23 protein-coding genes and 1 riboswitch are annotated in these 22,000 nt (G+C 67.3%); of the genes, 8 read left to right on the top strand and 15 right to left on the bottom strand.

Annotated elements, in window-relative coordinates:
- Positions 1-54: 54 nt before the first annotated feature.
- Complete coding sequence (locus tag ASG86_RS12775; RefSeq protein WP_056334725.1) at positions 55-471, bottom strand: MGMT family protein; 417 nt, start codon at positions 469-471, stop codon at positions 55-57.
- A gap of 63 nt (positions 472-534) precedes the next feature.
- Between ASG86_RS12775 and ASG86_RS12770 the strand changes: the two genes are divergently transcribed.
- From ASG86_RS12770 to ASG86_RS12755, 4 genes are all read left to right on the top strand, one after another.
- Positions 535-1,245: a 3'-5' exonuclease gene (locus ASG86_RS12770; protein WP_056334722.1), complete on the top strand. Its 711-nt coding sequence runs from the start codon at positions 535-537 to the stop codon at positions 1,243-1,245.
- A 349-nt stretch (positions 1,246-1,594) separates the two neighbouring features.
- Complete coding sequence (locus tag ASG86_RS20785) at positions 1,595-2,548, top strand: ABC transporter substrate-binding protein (protein WP_056334719.1); 954 nt, start codon at positions 1,595-1,597, stop codon at positions 2,546-2,548.
- Positions 2,549-2,560: 12 nt separating this feature from the next.
- Positions 2,561-3,325, top strand: a complete 765-nt coding sequence (locus ASG86_RS20780) for an amino acid ABC transporter permease (RefSeq protein WP_056334717.1) — start codon at positions 2,561-2,563, stop codon at positions 3,323-3,325.
- The gene (locus ASG86_RS12755) at positions 3,322-4,059 is read left to right on the top strand and encodes an amino acid ABC transporter ATP-binding protein (protein WP_056334714.1); all 738 of its coding nucleotides are present in this window, start codon (positions 3,322-3,324) and stop codon (positions 4,057-4,059) included. The genes ASG86_RS20780 and ASG86_RS12755 overlap by 4 nt, the downstream gene beginning before the upstream one ends.
- A gap of 118 nt (positions 4,060-4,177) precedes the next feature.
- Here the strand turns inward: ASG86_RS12755 and hemL are convergent, their stop codons facing one another.
- The 10 genes from hemL to hemE form a co-directional block, all read right to left on the bottom strand.
- Positions 4,178-5,509: a glutamate-1-semialdehyde 2,1-aminomutase gene (gene hemL, locus ASG86_RS12750; protein WP_056334711.1), complete on the bottom strand. Its 1,332-nt coding sequence runs from the start codon at positions 5,507-5,509 to the stop codon at positions 4,178-4,180.
- Between the two features lie 49 nt (positions 5,510-5,558).
- Positions 5,559-6,635 (bottom strand): LLM class flavin-dependent oxidoreductase, encoded by a 1,077-nt coding sequence (locus tag ASG86_RS12745; RefSeq protein WP_056334708.1) that lies wholly within the window; start codon positions 6,633-6,635, stop codon positions 5,559-5,561.
- Positions 6,632-7,615 (bottom strand): porphobilinogen synthase, encoded by a 984-nt coding sequence (hemB, locus tag ASG86_RS12740; protein ID WP_056334706.1) that lies wholly within the window; start codon positions 7,613-7,615, stop codon positions 6,632-6,634. The genes ASG86_RS12745 and hemB overlap by 4 nt, the downstream gene beginning before the upstream one ends.
- 58 nt (positions 7,616-7,673) lie before the next feature.
- Positions 7,674-8,555 (bottom strand): uroporphyrinogen-III synthase, encoded by an 882-nt coding sequence (locus tag ASG86_RS12735; RefSeq protein WP_056334704.1) that lies wholly within the window; start codon positions 8,553-8,555, stop codon positions 7,674-7,676.
- Between the two features lie 7 nt (positions 8,556-8,562).
- Complete coding sequence (hemC, locus tag ASG86_RS12730; RefSeq protein ID WP_056334702.1) at positions 8,563-9,561, bottom strand: hydroxymethylbilane synthase; 999 nt, start codon at positions 9,559-9,561, stop codon at positions 8,563-8,565.
- Positions 9,558-10,805: a ferrochelatase gene (locus ASG86_RS12725; RefSeq protein ID WP_056334699.1), complete on the bottom strand. Its 1,248-nt coding sequence runs from the start codon at positions 10,803-10,805 to the stop codon at positions 9,558-9,560. The genes hemC and ASG86_RS12725 overlap by 4 nt, the downstream gene beginning before the upstream one ends.
- Positions 10,802-11,503 carry a hydrogen peroxide-dependent heme synthase gene (gene hemQ, locus ASG86_RS12720; protein ID WP_056334697.1) on the bottom strand — a complete coding sequence of 234 codons (702 nt, stop codon included), beginning with the start codon at positions 11,501-11,503 and terminating at the stop codon, positions 10,802-10,804. The genes ASG86_RS12725 and hemQ overlap by 4 nt, the downstream gene beginning before the upstream one ends.
- A 109-nt stretch (positions 11,504-11,612) precedes the next feature.
- The gene (locus ASG86_RS12715; protein WP_235565171.1) at positions 11,613-12,581 is read right to left on the bottom strand and encodes a hypothetical protein; all 969 of its coding nucleotides are present in this window, start codon (positions 12,579-12,581) and stop codon (positions 11,613-11,615) included.
- A gap of 105 nt (positions 12,582-12,686) precedes the next feature.
- Positions 12,687-14,138 carry a protoporphyrinogen oxidase gene (hemG, locus tag ASG86_RS12710; RefSeq protein ID WP_056334691.1) on the bottom strand — a complete coding sequence of 484 codons (1,452 nt, stop codon included), beginning with the start codon at positions 14,136-14,138 and terminating at the stop codon, positions 12,687-12,689.
- 3 nt (positions 14,139-14,141) lie between these two features.
- Positions 14,142-15,236 carry a uroporphyrinogen decarboxylase gene (hemE, locus tag ASG86_RS12705; protein ID WP_056335485.1) on the bottom strand — a complete coding sequence of 365 codons (1,095 nt, stop codon included), beginning with the start codon at positions 15,234-15,236 and terminating at the stop codon, positions 14,142-14,144.
- A 158-nt stretch (positions 15,237-15,394) separates the two neighbouring features.
- On the opposite strand from hemE, the gene ASG86_RS12700 reads away from it, so the two are divergent.
- Entirely contained in the window at positions 15,395-16,720 is a 1,326-nt protein-coding gene (locus ASG86_RS12700) for a glutamyl-tRNA reductase (protein ID WP_056334688.1), read from the top strand.
- Between the two features lie 146 nt (positions 16,721-16,866).
- On the opposite strand, the gene moeB is transcribed toward ASG86_RS12700, so the two are convergent.
- Positions 16,867-18,066 carry a molybdopterin-synthase adenylyltransferase MoeB gene (moeB, locus tag ASG86_RS12695; RefSeq protein ID WP_056334685.1) on the bottom strand — a complete coding sequence of 400 codons (1,200 nt, stop codon included), beginning with the start codon at positions 18,064-18,066 and terminating at the stop codon, positions 16,867-16,869.
- A gap of 85 nt (positions 18,067-18,151) precedes the next feature.
- Between moeB and ASG86_RS12690 the strand changes: the two genes are divergently transcribed.
- From ASG86_RS12690 to ASG86_RS12680, 3 genes are read left to right on the top strand one after another with little or no spacing between them, the layout of a single operon-like run.
- Positions 18,152-18,817, top strand: a complete 666-nt coding sequence (locus ASG86_RS12690) for a TetR/AcrR family transcriptional regulator (protein ID WP_056334683.1) — start codon at positions 18,152-18,154, stop codon at positions 18,815-18,817.
- A gap of 58 nt (positions 18,818-18,875) precedes the next feature.
- Positions 18,876-19,100, top strand: a complete 225-nt coding sequence (locus tag ASG86_RS12685) for a DUF3107 domain-containing protein (RefSeq protein WP_056334681.1) — start codon at positions 18,876-18,878, stop codon at positions 19,098-19,100.
- Between the two features lie 21 nt (positions 19,101-19,121).
- A complete protein-coding gene (locus tag ASG86_RS12680) occupies positions 19,122-19,424 on the top strand; it encodes a hypothetical protein (protein WP_056334679.1) in 303 nt (100 codons plus the stop codon).
- Positions 19,425-19,520: 96 nt separating this feature from the next.
- On the opposite strand, the gene ASG86_RS12675 is transcribed toward ASG86_RS12680, so the two are convergent.
- The 3 genes from ASG86_RS12675 to thiO form a co-directional block, all read right to left on the bottom strand.
- Positions 19,521-20,336: a thiazole synthase gene (locus tag ASG86_RS12675; RefSeq protein WP_056334677.1), complete on the bottom strand. Its 816-nt coding sequence runs from the start codon at positions 20,334-20,336 to the stop codon at positions 19,521-19,523.
- A 4-nt stretch (positions 20,337-20,340) separates the two neighbouring features.
- Positions 20,341-20,577 carry a sulfur carrier protein ThiS gene (gene thiS / locus ASG86_RS12670; RefSeq protein WP_056334673.1) on the bottom strand — a complete coding sequence of 79 codons (237 nt, stop codon included), beginning with the start codon at positions 20,575-20,577 and terminating at the stop codon, positions 20,341-20,343.
- A complete protein-coding gene (thiO, locus tag ASG86_RS12665; RefSeq protein WP_056334669.1) occupies positions 20,574-21,863 on the bottom strand; it encodes a glycine oxidase ThiO in 1,290 nt (429 codons plus the stop codon). The genes thiS and thiO overlap by 4 nt, the downstream gene beginning before the upstream one ends.
- A riboswitch (TPP riboswitch) is annotated at positions 21,857-21,975 on the bottom strand. It overlaps the preceding gene by 7 nt.
- Positions 21,976-22,000: the final 25 nt, after the last annotated feature.

Genomic DNA, 22,000 nt, shown 5'->3' with positions numbered 1-22,000 from the left:
CCCCCGGTTCTTGCCAGTGCGGGTCCCAGGGGCCGGTCAAAGGAATTGTTACGGTCACAAAATCATTCCATCATCAGCCACCGACAATCTATGGAGGCTGCGCTCCAGCTGCTCGGCAATTATGTCGATACGGTCAAAATCATTGTCCGTCGGCGCCCAGCGGGCGGTGTTCAGGTCCACCCGCCACCGTCCCTCCCCGGTCCGGAGATACGAGCTGAAAGCGCCGAGGAGCGGCGTGCCCTCTTCAAGGTAAAAGAGCAGGGCCTCGGCTTCGTGGCCCTCGGGCGCATGGCCGCTGGCCTTCAGGATCCGCCACCAGGGAACACTTCCACCATGGTGGCTCATGACATAACCGATCTGGCGCGGGCCGCCTGACCCCAGGAGCTCGGCAACGTCGCCGTAGGAAACTGCGGACCCTGCCGGCACCAGCCTGACGACGGCCAGGACTGCTTGGACATACTCATTCCGCATTGATCCAATCTAGCCGCAGTGGCGTTCCACGGAATTGTCGGTGGGTCCCTTTAGCGTTGAAGCATGAGTTCCTGGAACACCCTCCCCCGCGCAGCCTTCGATCTGGAGACCACCGGCCGCAATTCGCGGGCGGCAAGGATCGTCACAGCGTCAATCACCGTGGTGGACCACCATGGCGAAGTCATCAAAGAGCACGAATGGCTGGCTGATCCTGGCGTGGAAATCCCCACCGAGGCAAGTGATGTCCACGGCGTCACCACGGAACAAGCCAGGCGGGACGGACGGCCGGCCCACGAGGTGACCCGTGAAGTGGCTGCGGTACTCCAGCAGCTCTTCGATTCCGCCACCCCCGTGATCGCCTTCAACGCGAGCTACGATTTTACGGTCCTCGCAGCGGAATCCGCCCGTTACGGTATTCCGCAACTCACCCGGTTCCCCGTTCTTGACCCCTACATCATGAACAAGCAGGTTGACCGGTACCGCAAGGGCAAGCGCACCCTCACCGCGTTGTGTGAGGAGTACGGCGTGGTCCTGGACAACGCCCACACTTCGGCGGCGGATGCGCTGGCCACCCTGCGCGTCCTGGATGCGATGGCGGGCAAGTTCCCAAAGCTGCTGATGCCTGCCAGCCAGTTGCACCAACTGCAGGTGGATTGGGCCGTCAGCCAGGCGGCCGACTTCCAGGGGTACCTCAGAAAGACGAAACCGGCCGCCGTGATCGAGGGAGACTGGCCGGTTCTGCCGCCCCAGGATGCCACGGCAGGCGGCTTTTAGGGCCACACTGCGTTACTCCTTCCACGGCCGCACTGCTGCCGATTGGGAGGCATGTCACAGTCATCCTGCTTCACATTTGCGGGCATGAACGCACTCTGATCATTCATCAGAAGATGGAAATCATGCGCAAGGTGATCCAAGGCATGGCCCCGCGGCAGAATTTTGCTTGTCAGAACCCAGACCTGGCTGGCAATTCTTCGAGGAAGGCCTGCTGTTCACGCTAATGAGACAATAAAGTTTTGCGGTCACCCCTGCCCCAACGGCTCGACCAGCAACGGGCAGGTGCCAGGCGCCACAGCGCTGCCTTGCGGCCCGGTCGACTTATGACTCATATGAAAGTGACAACCTGATGAAAATCAAAGCGATGAAGTGGCTCACTACCGCTCCCGTTGCACTTGCCCTCGCGGTTTCCCTCGCTGCCTGCGGCGGCGGGTCTTCCCAGCCCAGCGGCACCCCCACCGATGCCCTCGCCGGCAGCGACCAGCAGACGCTGGACAAATACACCACGGCTGACGTCACCCCCGTGGACAAGATCGACAAGACCAAGCTTGGCCTCATCACCGAGGGCACCCTGCGCGTGGGAACCCTCTCGGACGCCCCGCCCAACATCTTCATCGACCCTTCGGGCAAGTTCACCGGCTACGACAACGAACTGCTGCGCGCCATCGGCGACAAGCTCGGCCTCAAGGTTGAGTTTGCCTCCACCGACTTCTCGGCCCTGCTTTCCCAGGTTGCCAACAAGCAGTTCGACGTCGGATCCTCCTCGATCTCCACTACCGACGCACGCCGCAAGACCGTGGGCTTCACCAACGGCTACGACTTCGGCTACATGGCAGTGGTGACCAAGAACGGCTCCAAGGTCAACGGCTTCGCCGACCTCAAGGAAGGCGTCCGGATCGGCGTCGTCCAGGGCACCGTGCAGGATGACTACGTCACCAACACCCTCAAGCTGGAGCCCGTCCGCTTCCCGGACTACAACACCGTTTACGGCAACGTGAAGAACGGCCAGATTGACGCTTGGGTGGCACCGTCCCAGCAGGCTACCGGCCAGGTCAAGGAAGGCGACAACACCAAGATCGCCGAGAAGGTTGTGAACACCCAAAACTTCACCGCCTACGCAGTGAACAAGGACAACCAGCCCCTGATCGACGCGCTGAACTCCGGCCTGGACGCGGTCATCGCGGACGGTACCTGGGCCAAGCTGACGTCCGAGTGGTACAAGGACCGCCCCACCGCCGCTGAACAGACCCCCCAGGGCTGGAAGCCGGGCAGCAAGGCAGTCCAGATCCCGGCCGCCAAGTAACCAGGGCGTTCCATGGATATCCTCAAGCAACTCGCTGACACCTTCCTTGACTGGAAGGCAATGGGCGAAGTCATCCCCAAGATGTTCGCCGTCGGTTTGCCGAACACCCTCGTGCTGGCCATCATTTCCGGCATCATCGGGACAGCCCTCGGGATGCTGCTCGCCCTGATGGGGATCTCCCGGAACGCAGCAGCGCGCTGGATCGCACGGGTTTACACCGACATCCTTCGCGGTCTTCCCCCGGTCCTGACCATCCTGGTCATCGGATTCGGGTTCGGGCCAATCGTTCGTGAATTCACCGGGTCCACGAGCCCCTACCCGATGGCGGTGGCGGCGCTCTCGCTGATGTCCGGCGCCTACATCGGGGAGATCTTCCGCTCCGGCATCCAGAGCGTGGACAAGGGACAACTCGAGGCTTCCCGTGCCCTGGGGTTCGGCTACGGCGCCTCCATGCGCCTCGTAGTGGTGCCCCAGGGTATCCGCCGGGTGCTTCCGGCCCTGGTCAACCAGTTCATTGCGCTGATCAAGGAGTCGTCCCTGGTGTTCCTTCTGGGCCTGCTGGCAAGTGAGCGTGAGATCTTCCAGATCGGCAAGGATGCGGCGGCCACTACCGGCAACCTGTCGCCCTACGTGGCGGCAGCCGTCTTCTACCTTGCGCTCACCATCCCGCTGACCCACTTCGTGAACTGGATCGATGCCCGGCTGCGCACTGGCCGGCCGGAAAAGAAGGAACCGGACGAGGCCGCAGCAGTCGTTGGAAAGGGAGCCCAGGCATGAGTGAATTCGCATCGGGAACACTGAGCGCAAAGAACATCCACCTTTCCTTCGGCAGCAACCACGTGCTGCGGGGCATCGATCTGCACGTCCCCCAGGGAACCACGGCGTCCGTGATCGGACCCTCGGGTTCGGGCAAGTCCACCCTGCTGCGCGTCATGAACCGGCTCATCGAGCCGGACCAGGGCGATATCCTCCTGGACGGGCGTTCGGTGCTGAAGGATAACCCGGACGAACTCCGCCGCCGGATCGGCATGGTGTTCCAGCAGTTCAACCTCTTCCCGCACAAGACGGTGGAGGAGAACATCTCGCTCGCCCTGCGGAAGCTGCGCAAGCTCTCCAAGGAGGAGGCGCGCAGCCAGGCCCTGGAACAGCTGGACCTGGTAGGGCTGAAGCACAAGGCGGAGTCCCGTCCGGCAAACCTGTCCGGCGGCCAGCAGCAGCGCGTGGCCATTGCCCGCGCGCTGGCCATGAAGCCTGAGGTCATGTTCTTCGATGAGGCCACGTCCGCGCTGGATCCCGAACTCGTAAAGGGCGTCCTGTCCCTGATGGCGGATCTGGCGAAGGGCGGCATGACCATGGTGGTGGTGACCCACGAGATGGGATTCTCGCGCAACGTGTCGGACACGGTGACCTTCATGGACGCCGGCGTGGTGGTCGAATCCGGCCCCCCGGAACAGATCTTCACGGCGCCCCGCACGGACCGCCTCCAGGGCTTCCTCTCGGACGTCCTCTAGGCCCAATAGGCAGGCTTAGACAGGAAATCCCCGCTTCCCGGATTTTTCCCCCTTGCATGCAGGGGGGATTGGTCCGGAAGGCGGGGATTTCTCGTCCCGGCGGGCAGGGGCGGCGGCGCTAGCCCTGGGCGGCGGCAGCGGCCTTGGCTGCCGCGGGAAGGGCGTCGTAGATCCGGTTCATGGCGTCGTCATCGTGCGCGGCAGAGAGGAACCAGGCCTCAAAGACCGACGGCGGCAGGTACACGCCGGACTCCAGCATGGAGTGGAAGAACGGCGCGTAGCGGAACGCCTCCTGTGCCTGGGCGTCGGCGTAGTTGTGGACGCCGTGGACCGAGGTGCCGAAAGCCACCGAGAACAGGTTGCCGGCGAATTGGATGGAGTGGTCCACCCCTGCGGCATCCAGGGCGGTGGACAGCGCCGAGGAGAGTTCCAGGGACCGGACGTCGATGAAGGAGTAGACGTCGCGGGTGGCGTTGGTCAGGGTGGCAACGCCTGCAGCCATGGCCACCGGGTTCCCGGACAGCGTTCCGGCCTGGTAGACCGGGCCGGTGGGGGCGAGGTAGTCCATGACGTCGGCACGTCCGCCCAGTGCCGCCGTCGGCATTCCGCCGCCAATGACCTTGCCGAAGGTGAGCAGGTCCGGGGTCCACGGGTCCTGGGCGTCCGGCGCGCCGCCGGTGAGGCCCCAGTAGCCGGAGTAGCCGGTGCGGAAACCGGTGAGGACCTCATCGACGATGAGCAGCGCGCCGTGCTCACGGGTGATCCGCGAGAGCCCGGCGTTGAACCCTTCGGCGGGGGTGACCACGCCCATGTTGGCTGGCGCGGCCTCGGTGATGACGGCCGCAATGTTGGGCCCGTGCGTGGCAAATGCTTCCTTGACGGCCTGAAGGTCGTTGTAGGGCAGCACCAGGGTTTCGGCGGCGGTCGCTTCGGTGACACCGGCGGAACCGGGCAGGGCGAGGGTTGCCACGCCGGAGCCTGCCGCGGCAAGGAGTCCATCAAGGTGGCCGTGGTAGCAGCCGGCGAACTTAATGATGAGGTTGCGGCCGGTGAAGCCGCGGGCCAGCCGGACCGCCGTCATGGTGGCTTCAGTGCCGGTGGACACCATCCGGAGCCGTTCGACGGCGGGGACGCGCTCCTTCACGATTTCGGCCAGGTTCGCTTCGTCGGGAGTGGAAGCACCGAAGGAGAGGCCGCGGTCGACGGCGGCGTGGACGGCATCGAGCACGGCCGGGTGGGCGTGCCCCAGCAGGGCCGGGCCCCAGGAGCAGACCAGGTCAACGTATTCCTTGCCGTCGGCATCGGTCAGGTACGGTCCCTTGGCGGAGACCATGAAGCGCGGCGTTCCGCCCACGGACCCGAAGGCCCGGACCGGCGAATTGACTCCGCCCGGCATGAGCTGGCGGGCGCGGTCGAAGAGTGCCTCATTGCGAGGATTGCTGGAAGTCATGGTTTCTATTCTCTCAGTTAGCCGGAAGCACAGTTGGCCAGGAGCACAGTCAGCCGGCAAGCAGCTCTGCCACCCGGGGTGCCACCTGCCTGCCCATCAGTTCGATCGAGCGCATCATGGCCGCGTGCGGCAGCGGCCCGTTGCTGTATTTCAGGTCGAAACGGTCAACCCCCAGGTTCCGCTTCAGCCGGACAATCTTTTGGGCCACTGTTTCCGGCGATCCGACGTACAGGGCACCTTCCGCAGAACACAGGGCATCGAACTCCCCGCGCCCGGCCGGCCCCCACCCGCGCTCGGCGCCGAGCTTGTTGCGCAGCTTCAGCCAGTGCGGGAAAAGCTCTTCGCGGGCCTGCTCGTCGGTGTCGGCCACGTGGCCCGGCGAGTGCGTGGCCATCTGCTGCATTGGGTGGCCGTACTTGCCCATCGCTTCCCGGTAGAGGTCGGCGAGGGGCCGGAAGCCCCGCGGCTGGCCGCCGATGATGGCGAAGATGATGGGATAGCCGTACTGGGCGCAGCGGAGCACCGATTCGGGTGTTCCCCCCACCCCGATCCAGGTGGGCAGCAGGTGGTGCTCCAGGGGCGGATAGACGCTCAGGCCATGCAGGGCAGGCCTGGTGCGGCCCTCCCAGTGCACGGGCTTTTGTGCCCGGACCTTGTCGAACAGCTCGAGCTTCTCTTCGAACAGGACCTCATAGTCCGCCAGGTCCAGCCCGAACAGCGGGAAGGACTCCACGAACGACCCCCGCCCCAGCATCACCTCGGCGCGGCCGTTGGAGATGGCGTCCACGGTGGAAAAGCGCTGGAAGACACGGATGGGATCATCCGAGCTCAGCACCGTTACGGCGGAGCCCAGCCTGATACGGGTGGTGCGGGCGGCCGCGGCGGCCAGGAAGACCTCCGGCGCGGACACCGCGTAGTCCTTGCGGTGGTGCTCCCCCACGCCAAAGGCATGGAGTCCGACGGCGTCGGCAAGTTCCGCCTGTTCCAGCAGCTGGCGCAGGACCTGGGCATGCGGCTGCTGGCTGCCGTCCGCATTCTCACCGACGTCGCCGAAGGTGTTCAGGCCGAGGAGGATGCGGTCCTCCCCCACGGGCGCGGTGGGTTCCGCTGCCTGCCCGGCGGTCACCGGGCTTCCTTCAGCCACCCGGCCAGTTCGGCGGCCCAGTACGTGAGGACCATGTGGGCGCCGGCCCGCCGGATGCCCAGGACGGATTCGGTGATGGCGGCACGCCGGTCAATCCAGCCGTTGGCGGCGGCAGCCTCGATCATCGCGTACTCGCCGGAGATCTGGTAGGCAGAGACCGGGACGGGGCTCATCGCGGCGACGTCGGCCACGATGTCCAGGTAGCTCATGGCCGGCTTGACCATGATGATGTCCGCGCCCTCCGCCAGGTCCAGTTCGACCTCGCGAAGTGCTTCCGTGCGGTTGCCGGCATCCATCTGGTAGGTCCGGCGGTCGCCCTTGAGCTGTGAGTCCACTGCTTCCCGGAACGGGCCGTAGAACGCCGACGCGTACTTCGCGGCGTAGGCAATGACGGAGGTGCTGGTGTGGCCGGCCTCATCCAATGCTGAGCGGATGGCGGCGATTTGGCCGTCCATCATGCCGGAGGGGCCCAGCATGTGCGCGCCGGCCTCTGCCTGCGCCACGGCCATCCTGGCGTAGATCTCCACGGTGCGGTCGTTGTCCACGTAACCGTCGGCGTCGAGCACTCCGCAGTGGCCGTGGTCGGTGAATTCGTCCAAGCACACATCGCTCATGACCACCAGGTCATCGCCCACTTCGGTACGGACGTCCCGGATGGCCTTGTTCAGCACGCCCTTGGGGTCCAGCGATGCCGAGCCTTCGGCGTCCCGGGTTTCGGGGATGCCGAAGAGCATGATGCCGCCCAGGCCGAGCTCCACGGCCTCCCCCGCGGCCCGCTTGAGCGTATCGGTGGTGTGCTGGACCACGCCCGGCATTGAGGTGATGGGGTTGGGCTCGGCCAGGCCTTCCCGGATGAAGGCCGGGAGGATGAGTTCCGACGGCGCCAGGCGGGTTTCGGCGGTGAGCCGGCGCATGGCGGGGGTGGTGCGCAGGCGGCGGGGGCGTTGGTTGGGGAATGTCATGGGTCCTGTCCTTCGCGTTGTTCTTGAAGCTTCATGGAGCGGGAGGCGTGGTGTCCGGTCAGGGCGGGTTGAGGGCCTTCGCAACCGCTGCCACCAGGCCGTCCGGCGTGGGCTCGGCCGCCACTGCGGCCACGTCCAGTCCCAGGGCAGTTGCCTGTTCCGCCGTCGATCGGCCAATGACCACCAGCTTGCAGCCGGCCAGCGGACCAAGGGCGGAAATCCTGCGCACGGCGCTTGGCGAGGCAGCGATCACGGCCGCCATGCGCCCTTCGGCGATGTCCGCGGCGGCCGTTTGTGGCGTCAGGAGGGTGTACGACGGCGGTTGCGGCCCGCCGTCGCCGTCTTCCGGCTGCACGGCCAGCCTGTGCTCGGCTGCCGCCGGATAGTCAACGGTGCGGTAGGCAGTAACGGCGGTGACGTCGCTCCCTGCGGCCACGAGGCCCTCCGCCAGCGTTCCGGCGGCAATGTCTGCCTGCGGCAAAAGGACCCTGCCGCCGCCGGGCCACACCGCGAGGAGACCGGCGGCCGACTGTTCACCGGCCGGGACCAAAGCCACGGTCAGGCCGCCGGATTCCAGGAGTCTTTGCGTTGCGGGACCGATGGCGGCGATCCATGTTTTGGCGGGAACCAACTGGGCCAGGGCGAGGCCGCGCTCGGCGGCCTCTTCCATCAGGACGTGCACCGTGGTCGCGCTGCTGACCACCAGCCAGTCGAAGGCACCCGCAGCCAGGGCGTCGCAGGCGACGTCGAGCGCGTGCTGGTCAGGGGCCCGTTCGAAGTCGATGAGCGGCAGCAGCACCGGCGACGCGCCGGCTTCTGCCAGGGCCTCCACCAGGGCACCGGACCGTTCCGGGCTGCGCGTCACCAGGACCCGGGCGCCTCCCAGGAGGGGTTTGCTGGGAGGCGTGTGCGGGCCGGAGCTGCGGGAAGGCTGCGTCATCGCCAGGTCAGGACGCCTGCAGGTCTGCGATGTCCGCGGCTCCGGCAGCAAGCAGTGCTTCAGCCAGTTCGATGCCCAGCAGGGTGGCTCCGACTTCCGTCAGCCCGTCCGTGGCCCGCTTGTCCCGCACGGTGGCGGTGCCATCAACGGCGCACACCACGGCTTCCAGGTGCAGCATGCTGCCTTTGCGGTAGGCGTAGGCGCCCACCGGGGCTGCGCACCCTGCCTCGAGCCGTGCCAGCAGGGCACGTTCCGCCGTGACGGCGAGGCGGGTGTCGGGATCGTCGAGGGCCGCAAGGGCCTGGGCCAGGACCTCGCGGGAGCCTTCGGCCGATCCCGGCTTTGGTGGCGCGTCGGCGGTGCGGCACTCGATGGCCAGCGATCCCTGGCCGGCCGCGGGCAGCATGACGTCGGTTTCGAGGTACTCGCTGACGGTGTCCAGCCGGCCAATGCGCTCCAGGCCAGCGGCGGCAAGCACTACGGCATCGAGGTCGCATGACTTTCCGGGCACCACCTGGTCGGTCGAGTTGCCGGGCAGGCCGGGAACGCGGCCCAGGCGCGTGTCCACGTTGCCGCGGATGTCCACGATGTCCAGGTCGGTGCGGGCGGCGCGCAACTGTGCTGCGCGCCGCGGCGATCCGGTGCCAACGCGGGCTCCGGCCGGCAGGTCGGCCAGTTTCAGTCCGTCCCGGGCGCACAGCACGTCGCGGACGTCCACCCGCCGCGGCGTGGCGGCAAGGCTAAGTCCTACCGCCGCGCCGGTGGGCAGGTCCTTCAGCGAATGGACGGCGACATCGCACTCATTGCGCAGCAGCGCATCGCGCAACGCGGCGACGAAGACCCCGGTTCCGCCCATCTGGGAGAGCGACCCGGTGAGGACGTCGCCATCCGTGCGGATGTGCACCAGCTCCACCGGGAAACCTCCCACGGCGGCGAGCTGGTCAGCGGTCTGCTGGGTCTGGGTGAGCGCCAGTTTGCTGGCGCGGGTGCCGATCCGGACGGTCACGGCTGGGCCGTTTCGGCTGCATCCCCCGACGGATAGGGATCGTGCCCGGTCCCAATCGTGGTGTCGGCGCCGGAAATAGTGGGCTTTTCACCGCGGAAGTTGGCGCAGCAGCCTGGACGGCACACGTCGTACCAGGGGCCAAGACCGGTCAGGGCGGGCCGGTCAGTGATGTTGTTGGCCACCGTCCGCTCGCAAATGAGGTCCACCAGGCCGCTGACGAACTTCCGGTGCGTACCGGGAGTGGGGACGCGGGTTGCGGCCAGGCCGAGGTTTCCGCAGGTTTCCATGGCTTCGGTGTCCAGGTCCCAGACAACTTCCATGTGGTCGCTGACGAAGCCGAGGGGGACGATGACGATGCCCTTGACACCCTGCCCGGCCAGTTCCTCGATGGCGTCGTTGATGTCCGGCTCCAGCCACGGCACATGCGGAGCGCCGGAGCGGGACTGGTACACCAGGGACCACGGCGCGGTGTCGCCCGATTCTTCCTTGACCCGCTCCATGACGGCTGCGGCGTTGGCAAGGTGCTGGGCCACGTAGGCGGACCCTTCCTCGAATTCACGCGGCTCACCCTCGGACCGGCCTGCAGCCTCCGCGTCCCGGGTAGGAATGGAGTGGGTGGCGAACAGGATGTGGATGGGAGCGTCCGGGCTTCCGGCATCGGCCAGCTTGGCGCGGACATCGGCCAGTCCGGCGGACGTTCCTTCGACGAACGGCTCAACGAAACCGGGGTGGTCGAAGTACTGGCGGACCTTGTCCACCTCGAGCCGGCCGTCCAGGCCGGTCTCCGTCAATGCCATGCCGATGTCCTCGCGGTACTGGCGGCAGCTGGAGTAGCAGGAGTAGGCACTCGTGGTGAGCATCAGCACGCGGCGGTGGCCGGCGTCGTACGCTTCCTGCAGGGTCTGGGGGATGTATGGCGCCCAGTTCCGGTTGCCCCACAGCACGGGCAGCTCGATGCCGCGGGCAGCCAGTTCGGCTTCCAGCGCTGCCTTCAGCTCGCGGTTCTGCTGGTTGATGGGGCTGATGCCGCCGTTGGCGCGGTAGTGGTGCGACACTTCCTCAAGCCGCTCATCCGGAATCCCCCGGCCGCGGGTGACGTTGCGGAGGAACGGGATGACGTCCTCCTGGCCTTCGGGGCCGCCGAAAGAGGCGAGCAGGACGGCGTCGTAGTTCTTGGGGGCCATGCGTCCGGCTTCGGTGACCGGGTTGACGGCCGTGACAAGCGTGGGGTCGAGCGGGTTCATGCGAGCACCTCTGCTACTTCTTCGGCGGTGATCCGGCGTCCGGTATAGAACGGGACTTCCTCACGGACGTGGTTGCGCGCCTCCGTGGCGCGCAGGTGGCGCATGAGGTCCACAAGGTCAACCAGTTCGGGTGCCTCCAGGCCGAGGATCCACTCCCAGTCCCCCAGGGCGAAGGACGAGACGGTGTTGGAAATGACCTGGGGGAAATCCCTGCCCAGCAGGCCGTGGTCGCGCAGCATCTTGCCGCGCTCGGCCTCCGGCAGGATGTACCACTCGTAGGAGCGCACAAACGGGTAGACACAGAGCCATTCGGCCGGAGCGACGCCCCGCGAGTAGGCGGGGGTGTGGTTCTTGGCGAACTCTGCCTCGCGGTGGACGCCCATGGCGGACCATACGATCTCGGTGCCGGCGAAGAGTGTGCTGCGGCGGATGTCGCGGATGGCCTGCTGCAGCGCCTCCGGCTTGGCGCCGTGGAGCCACACCATGACGTCAGCATCGGCGCGCATGGCCGAGACATCGTAGCTGCCGCGGTGGGTGACGCCGGCCGCGGCGAGCCGCTCCAGCAGGGCTTCGAAGTCGGCGGCGGCATTCGCACTGCGGACCACGGGCTCTGACCGCTTGAATACCGTCCAGAGGGTAAAGAACTGCTCGGCTGATTCTTCGGTTTTAGTGACAGATTCGGCAGAAGTGTGGCTCATGGTTACAAGTTTGCCCCTTCGCTGCCCCCAAGGCGAAACCGAAGAGTTCTACAACTCGTAGAAGTGAGCAAAGTCACGTTCGCAGGCGCGGGAGCCATCCCCCGCCGCATCAGAAGGGGCGGCGCATACGCAGGAACACGAGCCCTGCGGCGGTCCCCAGGCCAACCAGTCCTGCGCCCAGCCACACTAGGGCATCAGGCATCTCCGGTAACGGTCCGGTGGAGGAAACAGCCCGGCCCGGGCCTTCGGGTGCAGCGGCGGCCTGCGGCATGCGGGTGGGCTGGGACTGCCGTGCATTGATGGACAACGCCGTGGGCAGGGCGGAAGAAGGCGCAGCCCCTGCCCCGCCGGCAGTGGCGGCCCTGTCGCCGGAGTCCGCAGCGCCTGCACCGTCAGGAGCCAGCGTTCCTGCCGTCCCTCCGGATCCCGGCACGGCAGCCTGTGCGTCAGCCTGGTCAGCGGCTTCGCCGGCTCCCGTTCCAAGGGGAGGAGGGACTGCGGGGTCACCTGCGGCGGGCGTGCCGGCGGCGGGGGCAGCCCCGGCCGCGGCGGCTGCCGTGGATCCCGGCTGCGTGGAGCCCGGTTTTTGGGTGGCGCCGGATTGGGGCGCAGAGGAGGAGGTGCCCGGCGCTCCCGTGGGAGCGGTGGCCGGCGCTGTGGGAGCGGGGGTCTGTCCGCCGGGCGCCAGGGGCGTCCCAGAGTCGGTGGGGAGGACTGGAACGGGCAGGCCGGAAATCGCAGCGTCCCCGGTGGCCGTGGCCGTCGCCGACGTCGAACCCGTGGAGAGCGTGGCCTTCACGGCCGGAAGGAATGCACCCGGCACCGCAGGGATGGCGGGAGCCTTTCCGCGCGAGGTCCGGGCGTCGCCGGAACCACCGGACGCTGCGGCATTTGCTGCGGCAGTCGCCTGCACCAAGGGATCCTGGGGCGGGTCCGCGTCATCGGCCAAGGACGCCTGGACGCCGGTGGAAAGAACCAGTACCACTCCGACGGCTGCGGCTGCAGTGCCGCGGCGGAGTCCCCCATGGATACCGGTCCGGGACATGGAAAGCTCGGACCTGTTTGAAACCATAGTCATCGACCCTAACCAGAACGCTTGCCTGATTGAAAACCGGGAAGCGCCCCGCGGCCCCTGCTCAGCGCCGGCGCCAACCAGACGCGCCGCGCTGACCAGCGGCGATGTTCAGTCGTGCGTCAATTGGCCGATTTGCTCACGTGTGTCGGCAACGACGGCGGCGAGGCCGTTTCCTGCCACCCAGCCGCCCACCACCGCCAGCCCACCGGCGGCAGTGCACGCCCGGCGGATCGCCGCTGCCCGCGCCCGGTGTCCCACAGCCGCGAACGGGAGGGATCCGCGCCACCGCACCACGTCCCAGCCCCGTACCTCGTCCCCGGCTATCTGCACGTCCAGGAGGGCGGAAGCGTCGCGCAGGGCAGCAGCGAAAAGCTCGTCATCGGTTTCCGGGCCGGCCGGCTGCTGCGCGGAAACGCCATCCACCCGGCCATAGGACAGCCGCACCACGTGGCGTCCGGGTCCGGCAGCGGCCGCCAGCCAATCCCACTTGCCCGTGGCGTGGGTCAGCGCCTTTGCTTCGATGCCCGGCGTTTGCGGGGCCACCAGGATTCCTGTTCCCCTGGGCCGCCGGTCCAGCTCCGGCTTGTCCAGGACCAGCGTGACCAGCTTGACGTCGGGTCCGGACGCAGGCTTCTTCCCCGCGATCAGGGGGACAGCATTTTCAAGCAGTCCGACGGCGGCCGGGCCGTCCACGGCCATGACCAGCAGGGCGGTGCGGAAGATTGTCCCGGCGGCGTCGACCAGCCAGCCGTCCGGGGTGCGTGACACCGATGTCGCGGCGGTACCCGCCAGAAGTGTGACGCCCCGGCCGCGGAGATCCGCCACCAGCGCCTCCACGAGAGTGTGCATCCCGCCCTCGAGGCCGGCGACGGCCGAGCCGGCCTTGGCAGGTTTGTCCGCAGGTGCGTCGGCCTTGTTTGTTCCGCCGCGCCGCTGGGCTGAAACGGCGGCAGCGAGGGAACCGTGCCGGCGCATTCCGGCCCGCAGGCCCGGAGCCACCATGTCGACGTCGAGCAAGCCGGGATCTGCAGAGTGGACGCCGCCCACCACAGGCGAGACCAGGCGTTCCAGCACCCGCGAACCCATCCGGGCCCGGACCAGGGCGGAGACGCTGGTGACGTCCTTGCCGGCTCCCACGGAAGTGGGCAGCAGCCGGTCCAGGGAAGCCCGCAGCGAACCCAGGGTGCCCAGGGTGCGGCGGACCTCAGGGTCCCAGGGGTTGGCGGGGATGCCCAGCACGCCGGTCCTCGGCAGTTCGCGGGGACCGTCCGGAAGCTGCACCCACGCACCGCCGGGGCGCGGAGGAACAATCTTGCTGCTCAGGCCGAGTTCGGCACAGAGCCGGGCGACGGCGTCGGACCGTGTGGCGAACGACTCCGCACCGCTGTCCAGGGTGAGCCCCGCAACGGTATGGCTGCCTACGCAGCCGCCCCACGCCGTGCCCGCCTCCAGGACGGTCACCTGGTGCCCGGCGGCCGCCAGTTCCCGGGCAGAGAGCAGTCCGGAAATCCCGCCGCCCACCACCAGTGCCGTACGGGGCTTCGCCGCTGAGGTGCCCACTGGTTATTCCGGCGAGATGGAGTGGATTAGCTCCACCACCCGGGTCAGGACGTCCGGGTCAGTTTCGGGCGGCACGCCGTGCCCCAGGTTCAAGACGTGGCCGGGAGCTGCGGAGCCGGCCGCGATGACCTCGCGGACGTGGGCCTCAAGGATTTCCCACGGGGCGGACAGCAGTGCGGGGTCGATGTTTCCCTGCAGCGGCACGGTTCCGCCCAGCCGCCGGTTGGCCTCATCGAGCGGCAGCCGGTAATCCACGCCCACCACGTCCACGCCCACGTCGCGCATGGCCACGAGAAGTTCGGAGGTACCCGTGCCGAAGTGGATCAGCGGAGCCCCGAGGTGGCGCACATGGTCCAGGGCACGGGCCGACGCCGGCGCAACGTATTTGGTGTAATCGGCCAGTCCCAGCGAACCGGCCCAGGAGTCGAAGAGCTGGGCGGCGGAGGCGCCGGCCTCCAGCTGCGCCTGGAGGAACATGCCGGAGGCGTCGGCGGCCCAGTTGGCCAGCGCGGTCCAGGTTTCCGGATCGGCATGCATCATGGTCCGCGGGCCGAGGTGGTCGCGCGAGGGCTTCCCTTCCACCATGTAGGCGGCCAGGGTGAACGGCGCACCGGCGAAACCGATCAGAGGCGTCTTCCCCAGTTCAGCCACGGTAAGGCGGACGGCTTCGCGGATGGGTTCGAGGGCTTCCCAGGTGAGCTGGGGCAGCGCGGCAACGTCGGCCGCGGTGCGCACGGGCTTGTCCAGGACAGGACCCACGCCGGGGACGATGTCCACACCTACCCCGGCGAGCTTCAGCGGGATCACGATGTCCGAGAAGAAGATGCCGGCGTCCACGTCGTGGCGGCGGACTGGCTGGAGCGTGATCTCGGATGCCAGCTCAGGCCGGAGGCAGGAGTCCAGCATGGCGATGCCCTCGCGCACCTTGAGGTATTCCGGCAGCGACCGGCCTGCCTGCCGCATGAACCAGACGGGGCGGCGGGACGGCTTGCCCCCGCGGTAGGCCGTGATCAGCGGTGAGTCCGCTGTACGGCCGTCCATCAGCGGATGGTCTGCGGAAAGGACGCCGGCAGCGGAGACGGCAGGGCTAGGAGTCATGCTTTTGATTGTGCCGAAAAAGAGCTGCAAAAGATAACGACAACCTGTCGCTGACAGTGTGGGCGCAGGAAGGGTGGCGCAGATCACCGTGGATTGTGGCGACTATCCTTTCCGGTGGTTGTTCTACCAGGCAACGAAAAAGCTATGATTGGTCTGCTGTGGTTCTTTTCTCATTGGTGGCTACACACGCCGACATCGATCTTGAAACCGTTGCTCAGTTGAGCAACGGTTCCTCCGGGATTGCCGCATCCGCCCTCACCGAATCCCCCGCCGTCGCAGGGGCCGTGGTCCTGGCCACCTGCAACCGATACGAGATTTACGGTGAAGCCGCCAACCCGAACGACGTCGAGGCGGCCCGGGCGGCGCTTGTGGCCCGGATCAGCGAGGCCAGCGGGCTGGCCGAGCCCCTCGTGTCGCGTTCCTTCAGCACGCGCACCGGACCCGAGGTGACCCAGCACCTGTTCGCCGTCAGCGCGGGACTTGACTCCGCCGTCGTCGGTGAACGCGAAATTGCCGGGCAGGTGCGGCGGGCGTTGATTACCGCCCAGCACGACGGCACTGCCAGCGCCGGCCTGGTCCGGCTTTTCCAGGCCGCCTCCAAGACCGCCAAGGACGTGGGCGCGCAGACGGCCCTGGGTTCCCGCGGCCTGTCCATCGTCTCCGTTGCACTGGACCTGGCCACCGATCTTTCCGAGAACCCCGACTGGTCAACCAAGAAGGTTGTGCTGTTCGGAACCGGTGCCTACGCCGGGGCCACCATGGCACTGCTGCGTGAACGCGGCTGCACGGACATTTCCGTGTACTCCTCATCCGGCCGGGCCGAAGGTTTCGTTGCCTCCCGCGGCGGCACCGCCCTGGACGTGGATTCACTGCGGTCCGCCGTGGCGGCTGCCGATGTGATGATCGGCTGCAGCGGATCGGACACCCGGGTTGAAGCCGATGAGCTGGCCGAAGTGCGGGCCGGTTCACCGCAGCCCCTGATCGCCATCGACCTCGCCCTCACCCACGACTTCGACCCCGCCGTCGGCGAGCTGGACGGCGTGGAGCTGCTCACCCTGGAGTCAGTGCGCCTTGCCGCGCCGCAGGAACAGGCGGAATCCCTGGCCCAGGCCAGCGGCATCGTGAAGGGTGCTGCCAAGGCGTTCGAGCAGGAGCGCGAAGCCCGGTCCGTCGATTCGGCCATCGTTGCCCTGCGGCGCCACACCATGAACGTCCTGGACGCGGAGATGGAAAAGGTCCGCGCCCGCCACGGCTGCACCGCCGCCGCTGAGGAAGTCGAGTTCGCGCTCCGCCGCATGGTCAAGCAGTTGCTGCACGTTCCCACTGTCCGCGCCCGCGAACTGGCCGCCAATGGCCAGCAGGACGACTACGTCGCCGCGCTGGAGGCCCTCTACGGCATCACCGTTGAACAGCCCGGCACCGCCGCCCCTGCCGCCGTCGAAGCCGAATGCCCGGTGGACCACCAGGGCCGCGAAACCGCCTGACCCCCGCAACGCGCCATCAGCACCTGCACCACATCCGGCAACGCCCGCTCACGTTTGGTCCATTTCCAGGCAACGCCCGCTCACTTTCTTCAAGCAAGTGAGCGGGCGTTACCAAAAAAGCTGCCAGACGTGAGCGGGCGTTCCTGTCAGTAGACCGGCTTGTCGGGTTCCACGTCGCGCACCCAGGCCAGGATCCCGCCGTCGAGGTGGCTGACCCGCTGGTAGCCCGCCTTCCGCGCTGCCGCCAGTACGTTTGCGGACCGGGTCCCGGCCTTGCAGTGGAACACAATGTCCCGGTCTTGCGGCAGTTCGTCCCACGCCTCGCCGGCGAGGATCCGTCCCTGCGGGATCAGTTTGGCCCCGTCGATCCGGACGATGTCGTACTCCCCGGCCTCGCGGACGTCCACCAGTTCGAAGTCCTTAAGCCCCGCTTTCCGCGACGCCAGCATGGTGGCCAGCTGCGTGGCGGTAACAGTATGTTCCGTATCCGCCTCGGCTGTGGGCGGGATGCCGCAGAAGGCCTCATAGTCGGTGAGTTCCGTGATGGGTTCCGCCGCGGGGTCCTTCGACACGCGGATCTCGCGCCAACTGCCGCCCAGGGCGTCGAACAGGGCCACGCGGCCCAGCAGGGAACGCCCGACGCCGGTGATCAGCTTCACCGCCTCGGTCACCATGAGCGATCCCACGGCAGCGCAGAGCATGCCGAACACCCCGCCCTCGCCGCAGGAAGGCACGGAACCGGCGGGCGGAGCCTCCGGATACAGATCGCGGTAGGTGGGACCGTGCTTCTCCCAGAACACGCTGACCTGGCCGTCGAACCGGAAGATGGAACCCCATACGTACGGCTTGCCCAGGATGGCGGCGGCATCGTTCACCAGGTATCTGGTGGCGAAGTTGTCGGCGCCGTCCAGGATGAGGTCATAGCCGGCGAACAGTTCCAGGGCGTTGGACGCGTCCAGGCGCAGGTTGTGCAGCCGGACATCCACCAGCGGATTCAGCTCCACGATGGCATCGCGCGCAGACTCGATTTTGGGCCGGCCCACGTCGCTGACACCGTGGATCACCTGGCGCTGCAGGTTGCTCAGGTCCACCACGTCGTCGTCAACGATTCCAATGGTGCCAACGCCGGCCGCAGCCAGGTAGAGCAAGGCCGGTGCGCCCAGGCCGCCGGCACCGATCACCAGCACCTTGGCGTTCTTGAGCCGCCGCTGGCCCAGGGCACCGATCTCGGGAATGATCAAGTGCCGGGAGTAACGCTCCACCTCATCAGGGGTCAGGCCGGCAGCCGGTTCCACCAGCGGATCCAGCGAAAGGGTTGAAACATTTGCGGTGAAAGACGAAGCCATACTTCAATGTATGCCCCGGAATACCAGCGGGTCATATTACCCCGCAGTAAAGTGAAGGGTAACTGCAATGGAAAGAAGGACAACTGTGGTCCCTGAAGCACGGGCTGACCGCCCGCCCGCCGCCGAACCGCAAACTGCCTCCCGCCCCGCAGGCCATCGGTCCGCCCGGCTGCCCCGTGATGAGCGCCGCGCACAGCTGCTGGCGGCAGCCCAGGAGGTGTTCGTAGCCAATGGCTACCACGGTGCGGCCATGGATGAAATTGCAGAGACCGCGCACGTGAGTAAACCCGTGCTGTACCAGCACTTTCCCTCCAAGCGCGACCTGTACCTGGCACTGCTGGAAAGCCATCTGGCATCCCTGACCGAGCTGATGCTGGGTGCCCTGAATTCCACCACGGACAATGATGAACGCGTCCAGGCTGTCATGCGGGCCTACTTCCACTTCATCGCCAATGACGACCAGGCCCACCGCCTGGTGTTCGAGTCCGACCTGATCAACGACCCCGATGTCAGCTCCCGGCTGGAGACCTTCAACCGGACCTTCGCCGACGCCATTGCCCGGGTCATTGCAGAGGACACCAAGCTCCCCCACCTCGAAGCCGAACTCCTGGGCCGCGGACTGGCGGGAATGGCGCAGGTCAGCGCCCGGTACTGGCTGGAAACGGACGGCAACCTGGACCTCAACGTGGCCAGTGACCTGATCTACCGTTTAGCTTGGCGCGGAATCTCTCGCTTCCCCAAAGAGTCCTAGACTACAAATAAGACAACACCTCGTAGACACGAGTACTTTTACAGGCTGGGAGGCCCCCTTGGAAATTAAGATCGGCGTTCAAAACGTTGGCCGCGAGATCGTGCTGGAATCGACCCAGGACGCGGAGACTGTGGCCAAGGTTGTTGGTGAAGCCATCAATGGCGGCAGCGAACTGCGGCTCAAGGATGACAAAGGACGCGTGATCATCGTTCCGGGCAACGCACTGGCGTATGTGGAAATCGGCGCCGAAGAGGTCCGGCGCGTCGGGTTCGGCCAGTTCTAGTCCCCGGTTCCAAGGAGATCCATGCTTTCGCTGACCATTGTGGTGCTGGCCACTGTCGCCGCGGGATTCGTCGTCTGGGCCAATGACAGGCGGCATGCCAAGTACGGGGCGGCGCTGCCGGCGGGCGTGGCCGCAGGTGTTGCGGCGCTGGTGTGGATCATCCTGATGGCAGCCGGTTTCGGCTACCTGCCAGGGCTGACCTGGCTTCCCTGGGTCCTGCCCATCGTTCTCGGCATTGCAGCCGCCATCGCCGCCGTCGTCTACCTGGGCCGCACGCGTGCGCGCCACGACGCACAGCAGCTTACGGCGATCCTGCGGCGCTGAGCTTCCAGTCGCGTGCACGTGGCGGCAAAGACTAAACGGCTGTGGCCACCACCCACGCGGGTGGTGGCCACAGCCGTTTAACAGGATAGCGGGAGCCTAGAGGAACTCTGCCCTGCCCTCCATTGCCGACGATGCCAGGGCGTGCTCCCTGCGCGGGATGCGCCCGGCCGCCCGGGCCATCCGGCCGGAAATCACTGCATGCTTGAAGGCCTCGCCCATGAGCGTCGGGTTCTGCGCCCGGGTGACAGCCGTGGCCAGCAGCACGGCATCGCAGCCCAACTCCATGGCAAGGGCGGCGTCGGACGCCGTGCCGATGCCGGCGTCCAGGACCACAGGCACGGTGGCCCGGGAAACAATGAGCTCGATGTTGTGCGGGTTCAGGATCCCCAGGCCGGTGCCGATCGGGGCGCCCAGCGGCATGACGGCGGTGGCGCCAAGGTTCTCCAGCCGCAGCGCCAGCACGGGATCGTCATTGGTGTAGGCAAAGACCTTGAAGCCGCGGTTGACCAGCTGCTCGGTGGCCTCGACGAGTTCCACGGCGTCCGGGAGGAGGGTTTGTTCGTCCGCGATGACCTCGAGTTTGACCCAGTCGGTCTCCAGTGCCTCGCGGGCAAGTTCTGCGGTGAGGACCGCGTCCCGGGCGGTGAAGCAGCCGGCCGTGTTGGGCAGGACCCGGATCCCGTGCTCCACGAGCAGCTGGAACAGCGAACCGGTTTCCGCCGTGGAGTAGCGCCGCATGGCCACGGTGGTCAGCGCGGTGCCGGAGGCCAGGAGCGCTGCGCCCAGGCCGTCGAGGCTGGGTGCTCCCCCGGTGCCCATGATGAGCCTGGATCCGAGGGCGACGCCGTCGATCACCAGGACGTCGCCGGTTCCGGGGCTTCCTGCGGGGTTGATGGTGCTGGTTTCGGTCATGGTGTCAGCCTCCCTGTACTGCTGTGACAAGTTCGATGTCGTCGCCGTCGGCGAGCGCGGTGGCGAACCATTGGCTGCGCGGCACCACCTGGGCGTTGTGCGCGACGGCGACCCCCAGCTTCCCGCCGTCGGTCGCCTGCCCGTTGTCAGCCAGCGGGCGTCCGGTGACCTGGCTGACCAGCGTGGTGATGGAGGCGCCGTCGGCAACCGTGTGCGGGTTTCCGTTAAGGGTGATGTTCACGCTGTCTCCTTGATGAAGGGGCTTGTTGCTGCTGTGGCCGGCCTGGAGAACCGGTCCGGGCTGAAGGGTGCCCAGCGGGGATCGGACTTTCCGTCCAGCAGCTCCCTGCAGATGGCCGCTGCGGCGGGAGTGAGCAGGACGCCGTGCCGGAAGAATCCGGTGGCAATGATGAGCCCCGGGACATGCCCGGCTTGTCCGCCCACGGAGGCCCCAGGCACCGGCACCCGGCCCAGGAGCGGTGCGTTGTCAGGGGTTCCGGGCCGGGCACGGGCGGTGGATTCCAGGAGTTCCAGTTCGGCGACGGCGGGCACCAGCGCCTGCGCGTCCCGCAGCAATTGGTACACCCCTCCGGCGCTGACGGCGCCGGACAGTGCATCCTCCCGCTGGGTGGCTCCAATCACCACCGTGCCGTCCTGCCGCGGGACGATGTACACCGCGACGCCGTGGACCAGGCCGCGGACCGTTGACGTGACCAGGGGCTGCAGGTGGCGGGGAACGGCAAGGCGGAGGATATCCCCGTGCACGGGCCGCAACGGCAGCTCGAGGCCGTCCGGCAGGCCGTCAAGCGCCCCCGCCTGCAGCCCGTTGGCCACCACCGTCTCCGTTGCCAGCACCGTGCCGCCGCCCGCCAGGCGGACGCCGCCAACAGCTCCGCCGTCCCACAACAGCCGGGCTGCCCGGTCCGGAACGGCGTAACTATCGACCGCCCCGGCAACGGCCAGTTCCGGCAACTCCTGCGCCGCGCCGGCCAGGGCCAGGCGCAGGGCTGCCACCAGGCGCCGCGGGTCCACCTGGTGGTCCGCCGGGGTGTCCAGGGCGTAGGCAATGGCCGGGCTGAGCAGCGGCTCGCGCTTCCGGGCTTCCCGCACGGTGAGGGGCTCCACCTCCAGCCCGTTGGCCTGCTGGACCGAACGCAAATCCATGAGTGCCCGGCGGTCGGCTGCGTCGGCACCCACCGCGAGTGTCGCCGTCGTGAGGTATCCGGAATCCGCGCCCGTGGCACTGTCCAGGCCGGCGGCGAACCCCGGCCAGCGCGATGATGCGTCCAGCATCAGTTCCAGGAGGTCTTCCTCCTGGTAGTGCAGTTCGCTGACGGGGGCCAGCATGCCGGCGGCCGCCCAGCTGGCGCCGGTACCCGGTGCGTCGTCGATGAGGACCACCGAGCGTCCGGAACGCTGCGCCTCCCAGGCGATTCCGTGCCCCACCACTCCCCCGCCGATGACCGCAACATCGGCCCGGACGGTGGAGGAGCTGGAGGCGCCGGGATGGTTGAAAGGGGTACGCATATGGATTCCTTCCCTACGCCGGCATTACCCGGATCAGGTCAAGCGGTCGGCTCTGACGCCCTCTCAGCCCGGCGCTTTGTGACAGCTGCCGCGGGCTCCCGCAGTACCAGCCCAGTTTAGAGGAACTAGGCTTGCAC

Origin of the sequence: Arthrobacter sp. Soil764 (genome assembly GCF_001428075.1) — a bacterium.
In the GTDB taxonomy this organism is placed as follows: domain Bacteria; phylum Actinomycetota; class Actinomycetes; order Actinomycetales; family Micrococcaceae; genus Arthrobacter.
This window is presented reverse-complemented; position numbering and strand designations above follow the sequence as displayed.